The 13,200-nt window shown below is 58.7% G+C and carries 12 protein-coding genes; 2 read left to right on the top strand and 10 right to left on the bottom strand.

The features are described 5' to 3' along the window. Positions 1-2 precede the first annotated feature (2 nt). Complete coding sequence (locus K787_RS22610; protein ID WP_022962400.1) at positions 3-710, bottom strand: HAD-IA family hydrolase; 708 nt, start codon at positions 708-710, stop codon at positions 3-5. Next, positions 703-1,641, bottom strand: coding sequence for a 23S rRNA pseudouridine(955/2504/2580) synthase RluC (rluC, locus tag K787_RS0108645; protein WP_235801915.1), 939 nt, complete (start codon positions 1,639-1,641; stop codon positions 703-705). Before rluC ends, K787_RS22610 begins: the two co-directional genes overlap by 8 nt. Before the next feature lie 696 nt (positions 1,642-2,337). Between rluC and rne the strand changes: the two genes are divergently transcribed. Then, a complete protein-coding gene (gene rne / locus K787_RS22605; protein WP_022962398.1) occupies positions 2,338-5,535 on the top strand; it encodes a ribonuclease E in 3,198 nt (1,065 codons plus the stop codon). Between the two features lie 83 nt (positions 5,536-5,618). Here the strand turns inward: rne and murB are convergent, their stop codons facing one another. The 8 genes from murB to K787_RS0108600 all read right to left on the bottom strand — a co-directional run bounded on the left by murB (position 5,619) and on the right by K787_RS0108600 (position 12,542). Further along, on the bottom strand, positions 5,619-6,638 hold the full coding sequence (murB, locus tag K787_RS0108635; protein WP_022962397.1) for a UDP-N-acetylmuramate dehydrogenase: 1,020 nt from the start codon (positions 6,636-6,638) through the stop codon (positions 5,619-5,621). Further along, positions 6,632-7,105 (bottom strand): low molecular weight protein-tyrosine-phosphatase, encoded by a 474-nt coding sequence (locus K787_RS0108630; RefSeq protein ID WP_022962396.1) that lies wholly within the window; start codon positions 7,103-7,105, stop codon positions 6,632-6,634. Before K787_RS0108630 ends, murB begins: the two co-directional genes overlap by 7 nt. Then, the gene (gene kdsB / locus K787_RS0108625; RefSeq protein ID WP_022962395.1) at positions 7,102-7,860 is read right to left on the bottom strand and encodes a 3-deoxy-manno-octulosonate cytidylyltransferase; all 759 of its coding nucleotides are present in this window, start codon (positions 7,858-7,860) and stop codon (positions 7,102-7,104) included. Before kdsB ends, K787_RS0108630 begins: the two co-directional genes overlap by 4 nt. 2 nt (positions 7,861-7,862) lie before the next feature. Continuing rightward, the gene (locus K787_RS0108620; RefSeq protein WP_022962394.1) at positions 7,863-8,048 is read right to left on the bottom strand and encodes a Trm112 family protein; all 186 of its coding nucleotides are present in this window, start codon (positions 8,046-8,048) and stop codon (positions 7,863-7,865) included. 44 nt (positions 8,049-8,092) lie between these two features. Beyond that, positions 8,093-9,079 carry a tetraacyldisaccharide 4'-kinase gene (gene lpxK, locus K787_RS0108615; RefSeq protein ID WP_022962393.1) on the bottom strand — a complete coding sequence of 329 codons (987 nt, stop codon included), beginning with the start codon at positions 9,077-9,079 and terminating at the stop codon, positions 8,093-8,095. Between the two features lie 23 nt (positions 9,080-9,102). Continuing rightward, positions 9,103-9,537 carry a flagellar polar localization protein PocB gene (gene pocB, locus K787_RS0108610; RefSeq protein WP_022962392.1) on the bottom strand — a complete coding sequence of 145 codons (435 nt, stop codon included), beginning with the start codon at positions 9,535-9,537 and terminating at the stop codon, positions 9,103-9,105. Between the two features lie 2 nt (positions 9,538-9,539). Next, positions 9,540-10,208, bottom strand: coding sequence for a flagellar polar localization protein PocA (pocA, locus tag K787_RS22600; protein WP_022962391.1), 669 nt, complete (start codon positions 10,206-10,208; stop codon positions 9,540-9,542). Between the two features lie 66 nt (positions 10,209-10,274). Then, positions 10,275-12,542 carry a DNA internalization-related competence protein ComEC/Rec2 gene (locus K787_RS0108600; protein ID WP_028614751.1) on the bottom strand — a complete coding sequence of 756 codons (2,268 nt, stop codon included), beginning with the start codon at positions 12,540-12,542 and terminating at the stop codon, positions 10,275-10,277. Positions 12,543-12,632: 90 nt separating this feature from the next. Between K787_RS0108600 and K787_RS0108595 the strand changes: the two genes are divergently transcribed. Beyond that, positions 12,633-13,157: a DUF2062 domain-containing protein gene (locus K787_RS0108595; RefSeq protein WP_022962389.1), complete on the top strand. Its 525-nt coding sequence runs from the start codon at positions 12,633-12,635 to the stop codon at positions 13,155-13,157. Positions 13,158-13,200 lie beyond the last annotated feature (43 nt).

The following is a 13,200-nucleotide window of genomic DNA, read 5'->3' as shown; positions in this document are numbered from 1 at the left end:
CTCTAACCTCTACTGACGGGGACACAGATAGTTTTGCTGACGGGTGCGGAGTTCGTTGACGACATAACCCAAGGATGGAACTCGCTGAAAGCATCAATACAATGCTCCGGCCGGGTTTGCAACAGATGCTCGCGGGACTGCGCACCGTAACTGACAGCCACCGCACGGACCCGGGCGTTATGCGCCATGCGGATATCATATTCACTGTCACCGAGCATCACAGCCCGGCTGGCAGGGGTTTCCAGATGATTGAGAATTTCTTCGAGCATCCGTGGGTGCGGCTTACTCAGACTCTCATCGGCGCAACGAGTGACATCAAAGAAATTCGTCAGATCATGTGACTTAAGTACCCGATCGAGCCCGCGCCGGCTTTTTCCGGTCGCCACGGCAAGCTGGTAGCCGGCCTGCCGAAAATCCGCCAAAGCTTCCAACACGCCATCAAACAAAGGCGACGGCGTGTGTTCCTGCGCGACAAAAAACTGACTGTACGCCTCGGTAAGGCGGCGCGTCAGCGCAGGATCATCAATACCGGGAAACAGAACAGCTACGGCCTCCGGCAAGCCAAGGCCGATGATATCGCGGACCTGCTGCTCTGCCGGCAACGGCACGTCAATCAGCTCGGCGGCGCCACGCATGCATTCGACAATGCGTGAGATGGAGTCCGACAGCGTGCCATCCCAGTCAAAAATAATTGTTCGAATCTCAGACATTAGCGAGTTTTCTCAGCACGTCATCCCACATTTTGCCTGGCTCTGCAGCCACCTCCAGGCGCGTACCATCCGGCAGCTCAGTTGTCAGCGAGGCGGCATGCAAAAACAACCGCTTACCACCCATCTCGCGGATCTGCTGGGAAAAGTCGTCATCACCGTATTTCGGGTCACCGGCAATCGGGTGGCCTGCATGCCGGGCGTGCACCCTGATCTGATGGGTGCGCCCGGTAATCGGGCGCGCCTCGACCAGGGTGGCAAAATCGCCAAAGCGCTTGACCACGCTGAACTCGGTCAAAGATTCCTTACCCTCTGGATTAACCTCGACCATCCGCTCCCCGGAGCGCAGGTTGTTCTTCTGCAAAGGCGCATGTACGCGCTTGGTGGTGGCGGGCCAGTGCCCGCGCACCAGAGCCAGGTAACGCTTGCGCACCCCATCGCCGCGCAAAGCCGCGTGCAAATGCCGCAACATGCTGCGTTTTTTTGCGATCATCAGGCAACCGGAGGTATCCCGATCGAGGCGATGCACCAGTTCCAGTTGCGGGCAATCGGGACGCAGCTGACGCATGGCTTCGATCACGCCAAAATTCAACCCACTGCCGCCATGTACAGCCAGACCCGCTGGCTTGTTGACCACAATCAGGCCTTTGTCCTCATACACAATATTAGTTTCCAACGCCTGCAAAATGCCCTGCCCGACCAATACTGGCTCGTTCGGCTCGGGCAATCTGACCGGTGGAATGCGTACGTTATCGCCTGCCTGAAGCCGGTATTCGGGTTTAATCCGGCCCTTATTCACCCGCACCTCGCCCTTGCGCAGAATACGGTAGACAAAGGTGCGCGGTGCACCCTTGAGGCGGGTCAGCAGATAGTTGTCGATACGTTGACCGGCCTGGTCTTCGGTAATCAGATCAATCTGGACTTTAGGGGGCATATCGGAGGTACTTGTATTCATCCGCGCATGATACATTTTTTCTTGCAATTGAAGCACTTAAAAAATGCTGTTATATTCGGACGGGCTGCGTAACAAGCAGCCGGGGAAACCGCTAGCACAAAATGATGCCGCAGCCCCCAGAAACACCGATATAGAGGCCTCGCCAGGCTATTATAGAACTTGCCAGGCGGCCTTATTGATCGACACGCTGGTTGCCATGTGGCAGCCAGAATATAAACCCGCTCCCCGCATGACGATGAGCGGCACCCGATTAAGATGGGTTTGTGTTAGGTGGAGATGCACAGCTTCAGGATCATGTGACGAGCGTAGATACGTGCCATTTATGTGTCCCCGTTCCCAGTCCGGCTGATTCCTCCCGAAGGAACCTTTGAACATGCCAGCAGGCGATCTGATCTTCTGCCGGTGGTAAGACACCATCCGATGCCGGCATCTCTGGCCAGGATTATTCACCAGGTCGTGCTGTGACCAGATCACGCCAGCCCGTCTTTGAAGGTTTTCTGAAATAGTTTCTCTGTACTCGCCGTAGACAGACGCGGTTGTCACTGCTCAGGCCGTGATAACCACTCTGAACCAGGGCAAGGTTGGCCCAAGCAGAAACACGCCTGACACCTGACATAAGAGTCGCAGGTGCCGTCATTGTGTAATCCGGGAGCACTGGAAACACAACGGTACTTCATGAAAAGAATGCTGATCAACGCAACTCAACCCGAAGAGTTGCGCGTCGCCCTGGTAGATGGCCAGCGCCTGTACGATCTGGATATTGAATCCGGAGCCCGTGAGCAGAAGAAAGCCAACATCTATAAAGGCCGGATCACCCGGGTCGAGCCCAGCCTCGAAGCCGCGTTCGTCGACTTCGGTTCTGATCGTCACGGTTTTCTTCCTCTCAAGGAAATCTCCCGCGAATACTTCTCCAAGCAGCCTGAAGGCCGCGTCAATATCAAGGAAGTACTACGTGAAGGCCAGGAAGTCATTGTCCAGGTAGACAAGGAAGAGCGTGGCAACAAAGGCGCCGCCCTGACCACCTTTATCAGTCTGGCTGGCCGCTATCTGGTACTGATGCCTAACAACCCGCGCGCCGGTGGTATTTCGCGCCGTATCGAAGGCGATGAGCGCAACGATCTGCGTGAAGCCATCAACAGCCTGAACGTACCCGCCGACATGGGCATGATTGTCCGTACCGCTGGCCTGGGCCGCAGCGCCGAAGAACTGCAATGGGATCTGGATTACCTGCTTCAGCTCTGGGGCGCGATCAAAGGCGCCTCTACCGAACGCCCCTCCCCGTTCCTGATCTATCAGGAAAGCAACGTTATCATTCGGGCAATCCGCGACTACCTGCGCCAGGACATCGGCGAAGTGCTGATCGACAGCGAAACGGTCAAGGAAGAGGCGCTGAACTTTATCAGCCAGGTCATGCCGCAGTACGCGAGCAAGGTCAAACTGTACGAAGACACCGTACCGCTGTTCAACCGTTTCCAGATCGAAAGCCAGATCGAAACCGCTTTCGAACGCGAAGTGAAGCTACCTTCCGGCGGTTCCATCGTCATCGATCACACTGAAGCACTGGTATCGGTAGACATCAACTCCTCGCGCGCCACTAAAGGTGCTGATATCGAGGAAACCGCGCTGCAAACCAACCTGGAAGCGGCTGAAGAAATCGCCCGCCAGTTACGTTTGCGTGATATCGGTGGCCTGATTGTCATCGACTTTATCGACATGACCCCGGCGAAGAACCAACGCGCCGTAGAAGAACGCGTCAAAGAAAGCCTCGAGGCTGACCGTGCTCGTGTGCAAGTGGGCCGCATCTCGCGCTTTGGACTGCTGGAAATGTCTCGTCAGCGTCTGCGTCCGTCCCTGGGTGAAACCAGCGGCATCGTCTGCCCACGTTGTAATGGCCGTGGCACCATCCGCGACGTTGAATCCCTGTCCCTGTCCGTGCTGCGTCTAATTGAAGAGGAAGCCCTCAAGGAACGTACCGCCGAAGTCCGTGCACATGTGCCGATTGCCGTCGCCACCTTCTTGCTCAACGAGAAGCGCGATGCGCTGGCCAAGACTGAAGAGCGTACCAAGGTCCGCCTGCTGATCCTGCCCAGCGAACATATGGAAACACCGCACTTCGACGTGCAACGCCTGCGTGATGATCACGAGTCGGTGCTAAACGGCGAAACCAGCTACACCATGAGCAGTGAGATCGTCGCTGAAGAACCTGCGCCGGTCAGCCAGACCAAAGCCATTGTGCGTCAGGAAGCAGCGGTCAAAACCATTGCCCCTTCGCGCCCTGCGCCCTCTCCAGTGGCCGCAGCAGCCCAGGCTATTCAGGAAGCCCAACCGGGCATTTTCAAGGGTCTGATCAAATCACTAGTGAGCCTGTTTGCCAGCGACGAGCAGCCTGTCAGCACCGAAGCCAGCAAGCCGGAAGCCAAGGCCGAAAGCCGTCCAGCCAACCGCGACAACAAGCGTAACGACGAGCGCCGCAATAGCCGCAATCGCCGCCCACGCAATGAGCGCAGCGACCGTCCCGAGCGCGCGGAAAAGCTTGAGCGTAATGAGCGTGCCGACAAGCCTGAACGCGCCGAGCGCCCCGAGCGCAAAACGCAGGCACCACGCAATGAGCCACAGACCGAGAAACGCGATCTGCCACCCGCTGCAGCCATTGATAGCAGCAGCGCTCCTACTACAGAAGCGCCGACCACCCGTCGCCGTCGACGCGGACCTGTAGAAGCAAGCACCGAAGTACGCCAAGCGGACCAGGAAGCCACTAACCCAGCGCGCAGCGAGGCACCAACCGAACGCCGCCCGCGCCGCACTGAAGAAAAGCTGGCCACCGAGGAGGTCACTGATCTCGAGCAGGTAAGTCAGGATGTCACGGAAGAAGGTAACGAGGGCGAGCGTCCCAAGCGGCGTTCACGCAATAGCCAGCGCCGCCGCAACAACCGTCGCAGCCGTGTCAATCAGGACGAAACCCTGAATGCCGATGGCGAACAAAACAGCGAGCAAGCTGAGCAAGCCGACGCTAATGTCGAGCCAAACCAGGTTGCGATCGCCGCTGTCGCGGCTACCGCTGCACTGCCCGATCTAGAAAGCCAGCAACAGGCTGCCGCAGTTGCGCCTGAAGCCGACGACGGTGAGATCAACGCGCAGGTAGAAGCCGGCTTGACCCAGGCTGCTGCCGAACTCGAAGCATCGATTGAGCATGCGGTGGAAGCCTTCAGCCACTCACAACCCAGCGAGCAGCAGGCTGCCGAGGCCGAGCACGTTGAAACACCCGAAGAGGCAATTACGCCGGAAACCGTCACACCCGTAGCCGTTGAAACAACCGAAACCGTCGCCCCCGTTACCCAGTCTGTTAACGAAACCACTACCGAACTGACCACAGTAGAAACGCCGGTAGCACCTGCACCGGAGCCAGAGACTGTTGTGGAGACTGTTGTAGAAACGGTTGCTGAAGTGACCGTGGAGCCGGTCAGCGAAGTACCAGCTGAACCGACCCCAGCCATAACGGAAAGCGGTCGAGCCTATAACGATCCGCGGGAAATTCGCCGCCGCCAACTTGAAGCCAAACGACTTGCCGAACAGGCAGAAGCCGAGCCAGTAACGCCTGTCGTTCAGAACGCGCCAGAGCCAGAGGCAAAGGTAGAAGAGGCCGTTATCGAAGAAGATGTCGCAGCAGAAACACCACAGCCTGCTGTCGAGACTGACGCTGCTGCCACTGCGGTGGAGCCAGAGGAAGCGCCCCGCGCAACCTCAGCACCAGAACAAGCCGCGCTGGCAATCGAGCCCGAGAGTGATGCAGCAGAGCAAGAGGACGCGGCAGAGAAAGCTCAAGACGAAGTGAAAGTTGATTCGTCTGAGGATGCCGACAAGAACCCGCGATAAGCAGGTTCAGAGCAAAAAAAGGGGATGCGCAAGCATCCCTTTTTTTATGCCACCTATTTAGTGTGCGGAGCTTAACGATAGCATCAGCCGATCCGTTGCGGTTCCATCTCCAGCTCCACGCCAAAGCGCATCAATATATCCTGTTTGATGTTATTCGCCAGCGCCGACACCTCCCAACCGCGGGCAGTGCCGAAGTTGACCAGAACCAGAGCCTGTTCACTGTGAACACCCACATTGCCGACTCGATAACCCTTCCAGCCAGCCTGTTCTATCATCCACCCGGCCGCCACCTTGAATTGCCCATCAGGCTGCGGGTAATGCGGCAGTTGCGGATGTTTAGCGAGCAGCTCGTTTAACCTGGCTGCAGACACCAGCGGGTTCTTGAAAAAACTCCCGGCATTGCCCAGAAGCGCGGGGTCCGGCAGCTTACTGCTGCGTATGCGACAGACCAGTGCGCTTACCACCCGCGCATCGGGACGCTGCAGGCCGGTGGCCTGCCATGCAGCCGCCAAGGGCGCATAATCCACTTTCAGTACCGGCTGAGCGCGTAGACGCAAACGAACGCGGAGGATAACGTAACGCCCCGCTGCTTGCTTGAAGAGGGAATCGCGGTAGGCAAAGCGGCAGTCTACCCGGGTGAAACGCTGCACCTGACCGGTTTCCCGGTCCAACGCCTCCAGGCTGTCGAAGCTGTCTTTAAGCTCGACGCCATAGGCACCAATATTCTGCACCGGCGCGGCGCCCAGTGTACCCGGGATCAATGACAGATTTTCCAGTCCGGACAACCCCTGATCCAACGACCAGTTGACCAGTGCATGCCAGTTTTCACCCGCCTCGCCTTCGATCACCACACCTTCAGCGCTGCGCTGCACAATGCGCCGGCCGCGACTACGCATGACGATGACCAGGCCTGGAAGCGGGCCGGCTAGCAACACATTGCTGCCGCCGCCGAGTAACGTGATCGGCCAGTTCTGCGCCTGGGCCAATGCCAGCGCCGCACGCAGCTCCGCCTCACTTTCGACGCAAACCAGATGCTGAGCCTGCTCACGGATACCCAGGGTATTGAGTGCCTGCAGATCTGCGTTCTCGGTCAGCTTCAGCATGAAGGTTTTGCCAGCTGTTCGAGTAACCCGCAACTAGCAGCCTCGAGCATATCGAGCACGCGCTCAAACCCATCATCACCACCAAAATACGGATCAGGCACTTCGCAGGGCCAGTCACCAGACGCAAAGTCCATCATTAAATGTAGTTGTGCCCGCGCCTGCGCTGGTGCGCGAGCGCGCAGATTGTTCAGATTGCTCTGATCCATTGCGAGAATAAGATCGAAGCGTTCAAAATCCTCGTCAACCACTGCCCGGGCACGCAGGGCCCGAATGTCATAACCGCGCTGCAGCGCGGCAGCGCTAGCTCGGCGGTCTGGCGCTTCACCTGTATGGAACCCACCGGTTCCAGCCGAGTCGATGCACACATCATGCATCAAGGTACTGCGCTGCAACTGACTGGCGAAGACCCCTTCAGCCGTGGGTGAGCGGCAGATGTTGCCAAGGCAGACAAAAAGTATGCGCGTCATGGTGCCCCCAACAGTACCCGCACACGCTCCAGATCCGCTTGGGTATCCACACCCGCTGGAGGTGCCTCACAGGCGTCTGAAACCTGAATACGGCAACCAAACCACAGCGCTCGCAGCTGCTCAAGCGATTCCGCCTGCTCCAGAGGGCTCGGCGGCCAGGTGACATAATCATGCAAGAAACTGACTTTATACGCGTAGAGACCTATGTGCCGGCGGAAGGGTACATCCACAGGCAGCGTCTTTGGCTCTTCGCCGAAGGCATCCCGACACCAGGGCATCGGCGCGCGGCTGAAGTACAACGCGAACCCCTGCTGATCGGTGACCAGCTTGACCACATTGGGGTTGAACAGGCTTTGCAGATCCGCCAACGGCTCAGCCAGGGTAGCCATGCTCGCCTGGGGATAAGCCAAGAGATTGGCTGCCACCTGATTGATCAGGGCTGGCGGAATCAACGGCTCATCGCCCTGCACGTTGACCACGCAAGCATCGGCCGCCAACCCCAGCTGGGTTACCACTTCCTGCAAACGATCGGTGCCCGAGGGATGGTCACTGCGCGTCAGTACCACCGCGGCGCCAAAGCGGGCACAGGCATCGGCAATGCGTTGGTCGTCAGTGGCTACGGTGACACTGGCCGCGTTGCTTCTACATGCCTGCTCCCAAACGTGTTGGATCATCGGCTTGCCGACGATATCCAGCAATGGCTTTCCCGGCAGGCGGGTTGAAGCAAACCGGGCGGGAATGATGACGTGAAACATGCTCAGCGATCCAACCGCTCATCAGCGTCCAGCGCCCTTGCCTCACTCTCCAACATCACCGGTATGCCATCACGCACCGGAAAAGCCAATCCGTCGGCACGGCACCAGAGCTCGGTCTTGTCAGCATTAAGCACCAGAGGCCCCTTGCACAACGGGCAGGCGAGAATATCAAGCAATTTGGGATCCATCAGACAACTCCTGAAAGCAATTGGGGGGGCTCAGCGCCGCAGCGTTAATCCGGCAGTCCATCAAGCCGCTGCTGCAAAGCTGAAACAAACGCATCGCCCAGCGATGCATCAATACTCAGATACCACCAGTTATCCCGCGCGAAGCCGGCACATTTGATGGCGTCCTTTTCGGTCATGATCAGTGGCTTGGCCGGGTCACAAGCGGCAAAACTGTCTACCGTATACTGTGCGTGGTCCGGGAAAGCATGCCCGTGTGGTTGCAAGGATAACCCTTCCAAGGTACTAAAAAAACGCTGCGGGTTGCCGATCCCGGCAATGGCTTCGACCTCCCTGCCCGCCCGCCAGCTCTGGGGCGCCAAACGCTCACCGCTGCGCAAATTAACCAACTCGGTCGGCGCCAGTTGCATGGCAAAAGTGCCCGCCGTGTCAGCCGCCAAGCCGTTGCTCACGACCAGGTCCACGGACGCCAGCCGCCGAGCCGGTTCGCGCAGCGGCCCTTCCGGCAGGCAGCGAGCATTACCCAGGCCCCGGGCGGCGTCGAGCATTAGAATTTCCACATCTCGGCCCAGCGCATAGTGCTGCAAACCATCATCGCTGATGATCACGTCGACATCCGCATTAGCCAACAGATGCCGCGCTGCGGCTGGTCGATCGGGATCAATGACCACAGGTACAGCGCAGCGGCGAGCGATCAGTAACGGCTCGTCGCCTACCTCCCCAGGCTGGTCAATCAGCGGGGCGATCAAGTGCGGAAAGCCCACCACCTTATTGGCGCCGTAACCGCGACTGATCACGCCAGGACGCAAACCCAACGACTGCAAATAGCATATAAGCCAAATGCACATAGGGGTTTTGCCGGTTCCTCCGAGGGTGATATTACCCACCACAATGACCGGAACAGGGGCTCGCCAGACCAGGGATGGGTCGCTAAGAAAACGCTGACGACGACGGCTAGCGACCGCCGCGTAGAGCACGGAAAGCGGTCTGAGTAACCTCAGCCACGGGCTTGACTGATACCAGGCCCGCAGCATGAACTGCTCCAGAGAAAAACCACTCACTGGCTATCGCCCGCCTCCATCTCACTGGTGGTCAGCCGCAGCCGGGTAAAGCCCAGCTGGCCAGCCGCATCCATGGCCATAATCACCGCCTGGTGCGGAGTTTGGGCATCGGCAGTGATGATCAGTGGTAACTCGGTATCGCCTGCAGACTCACGTTGCAGCGCGGTTTTCAGAGTATCAACCGAGGGCGCGGCCAAGGCCTTTGCGTTGATGGCAATGTCGCCTGAAGCCGATATGACCAACTCGATCTGCTGCCCAGCGGTACTCTCGGCCTGCTCGCCGGACGCGGCCTGCGGCAGATCGAGCTTGAGCTGTGTTTCGCGGGTAAAGGTGGTCGAGACCATGAAGAAAATCAGTAACAGAAACACCACGTCAATCAGCGGGGTAAGATTTACGCTGGCCTCGTCAGCCTTCTTGCGTCGGAAGTTCACAGTCAGGCTCCCTTGCGTGTGCTGCCAACATGCGACACCTTCACTGGCTGCTCAGCGCCTTCTACTTCACGATTGCCCTGCATAACCTCTACCAGCTTGGTCGCTTCCTGCTCCATGGCAATCACCAGCTCTTCTACCCGGCGGACAAAAAAGCGGTGGAAAAACAGCGCAGGGATAGCCACGGTCAAACCGGCGGCGGTGGTAATCAACGCCTTGGAGATACCACCAGCCAAAACGCCCGTATTACCCGTACCCTGAATCATGATGGCACTGAACACGTCTATCATGCCGATGACCGTACCCAACAGACCGAGCAGCGGCGTGATCGCGGCGATGGTACCCAGGGTATTGAGGTAACGTTCCAGCTCGTGGATGACCTTGCCAGCGGCTTCCTGAATGCACTCTTTCATGATGTCCCGGCCATGCCTTGAATTGGCCAGCCCTGCAGCAAGAATCTCACCCAGCGGCGAGTCGGCCCGCAAGGTTTTCAGCTTTGCCGCGTCAAGCTCACCGTCCTTGACCCAACGCCAGACCTGGCCGAGCAAGCTGGGAGGTGCGACCCGGTCCAGGCGCAACGTCCACAAACGCTCTATCACGATGGCGACAGCCACCACTGAAAATAATACTATCGGCAGCATCAGCCAGCCGCCCGCACTGATCAATTCCCACACACGCGTTCCCTCCCCCAAATGATGGCTAACTCTAGCACAGCGCCTAGCCCTGCCTGCGCAATCTTGTTATTCATGCCAGAAACGCCGAGCCTTTTCACGCCAGGACCATTTCCAGTAGCTGCCGCGTGCGTCGTCCAACACGAAACGCACCGCACCCGAGGCGCTAGTATAAACAGGTTCCACAGCCAATTCGCGGTAGCGATCCACAACCTTGGGATGTGGATGGTTAAATGCATTGCCATGCCCGGCGCTGAACACCACCCAGCGCGGGTCTACCGCACGGATAAAGGCGTAGGACGATGAACTACGGCTGCCATGATGTGGCGCAATAAGAAGCTGAGCATCGAGTGGCTCACGCAGCATCTGGTACTCGCCGCGAATACCCAGGTCACCTGGCAACAAGACACTCGCCCGGCCCACGCCGGCACGTAATACGCAGGAGCGCTCGTTGGCTGGCGCAGGCGGCGGAGCGCTATAAACCACCGCAAAGGTCACACCATTCCAGCGCCACGATTCACCCGGAACACAGGCTCTGGCCTGCAGCGCGTCCGGCAGCGATTCATGCTGGCCGGCCAATACCTGCGCTACCGGCAAGCGGCTGACCAGAGCCATGGCACCTCCGGCATGGTCATTATCCGCATGGCTGATCAGCATCCCGTCAAGGCGCTCGACGCCCAGCTCTACCAGGGCTGGGTGGACTACCGCCTCACCCAGGTCAAACCCGCTGGACAAGCGCGCGCCCGCATCATAAAGCAAGCTATGGTCCCGGGTTTGCAATAGCACTGCCAAACCCTGCCCAACATCCAGCACGGTGACCCACAACTGCTGCTCCTCAGGGCGAGACTGGGGATTGTGAAGCATCACCGGTAGACACACGAGTGCCGGCAGCCACAGCAACCTGGCCAGCGGGCTTAGCAAAGCCAGGGTCGCCAGCGTGCCCAAAGACCAGTTGATCCAGCCGGGGAAAGCCAGGTAGCTGGGGATATGCCACTGTGCGGCCCAGGCCAGTTTATCGAACAGCCATACCAGTGCCTGATCGGCTGCCACAAGCAGCCAGGAAAAGCCGAACAACAGTTCTAATCCAGTACCAAGCAATCCGGCTGGCACCACCAGCACACTGACCCAGGGAATCGCCAGCACATTGATCAAGGGCGCGATCACGCTGCCCGGCATGCCCCATAGCAACAGCCATGGCCAGAGACCGATAAATACCACCCACTGCGCACGCCCCCAACGCCACCACAACCCTCGCTGTTGCAAGCGCCCGTGCATGCCGAGAACCAGCAAACCCACCGCCATAAAAGATAGCCAGAAGCCAGCCAGCAAGGGTGCAGCGGGATCAAACAAGGTGACCGCACATATCGCCATAAGCCAGAATATCCAGGGTCCCGGCTGCCGATATACCAACCGCGCGAGCAATACCAGCGCGACCATCAATAACGCCCGTTGCGTCGGCACGGCAAAGCCAGCAAGCCCGGCATAGACAGCCGCAGCAACAATCGCCAGGGGTGCCGCGAGCCATATCCGCGGCCAGGGGACGGGTAACCAGCCTATACGGCCCAGCAGTGACGCCAGCGCAAAAACGGCCGCGGCGAGCATGCCCACATGCAGCCCGGAAATGACCATCAGGTGGCTGGTGCCCGTGGCCTGCAACACCTGCCAATCGGCCTTACTCAATACGCTGCGATCGCCGACCACCAAGGCTGCGAGCCGAGAACGCTGTGCTGTGTCGGCAAACACCGCATCCAGCCGCTGCCGGATATAGGCCCGCACCGGTCCTAGCCCCGCACTGTGCGGCAGCGCCAGAAGCTCGCCGCTGCGCACGCTGGCCAAAGCGCCAATCTCTCTGGCGTAAAGCCAGGCCTCATAATCGAAACGCCCTGGATTGGCCAGTCCTCTGGGCCGCCGTAGCCGTGCATGAAATCGCCAGTATTCACCCGGGAACACTTGCTCACCTGAATACCAGTGTGTTCGGATCGGCGGCAGAGGTTCGCCGGTATCCGCTATACGCGCATTGCGTAGCATGAAACGCCAGCCCGTATCCGTCGCTTCTGGGAGACCATGGACACGGCCCTCCAACACCACCGTCTGCATATCCAACTCCGCCGGCAGGCGTTGCTCCAGTTGTTGGTGATGGAACAGACAGGCCCAGACGAAGCCTGCGCCGATCAGCGCCACATGCCGGCCAGGAGGCCGGCACAGACCGATCGCGGGCAGCAAAAAGCTCAATAGCAACAGCCAGGGGAGAGGTGGCAGTGAAACCCATGCCAGTGGTAACACCAGCCCGAGCAACAAAGCCAAGAATCGGCTGGCAAGCGAGGATAAAAAACTCACGCTCTGTGCATCTCCTTTGCCGTCAGGCAGTAGTGCCGCCCTGACATTCCATGCATAATTGGTGCACATTTCTCAGGTCGAACATCCGCGATGCCGCGTAGGCTCCTAAAACGCTACATGCCTAGCCCTGAACGCATAAAGCAGAGCACGTCGCTGCGCTTTATGGGCACCATGCTGCACGATCCAAACTTATGGCACCTCAACCGGCACAGTGTCGCTCGTGCCATTGCCATAGGACTGTTCGTGGCCATGTTACCGATCCCAATGCAGATGTTGATGTCGGCCGCTATCGCCGTGCCCTTGCGCGCCAATCTGCCCATTTCAGTCGGCTTGGTCTGGCTGACCAATCCGATTACCATGCCAGCTGTGTTCTTCACCCAATACAAGATCGGCACTCTGCTCCTGGGCGCACCCGAACGCAGCATGCCTATGGAGCTGTCACTGACGTGGCTGATGTCGGAAATACACCATATCTGGCAACCGCTGCTACTCGGCGCGCTGCTGGTCGGTACCGTATTAGCCGCAGTCGGTTACGCTGCGACCATGTTGTATTGGCGAATATGGGTGGGGCGCAACTGGCAAAAGCGCAAATTGCGACGCCGTCGGCACATCTGATTCGGATCCAGGGCGGATGCTGTTCAGCGTACCTAGTCAGCAC

Source organism: Halopseudomonas pelagia CL-AP6, assembly GCF_000410875.1.
Classification (GTDB): domain Bacteria; phylum Pseudomonadota; class Gammaproteobacteria; order Pseudomonadales; family Pseudomonadaceae; genus Halopseudomonas; species Halopseudomonas pelagia.
This window is presented reverse-complemented; position numbering and strand designations above follow the sequence as displayed.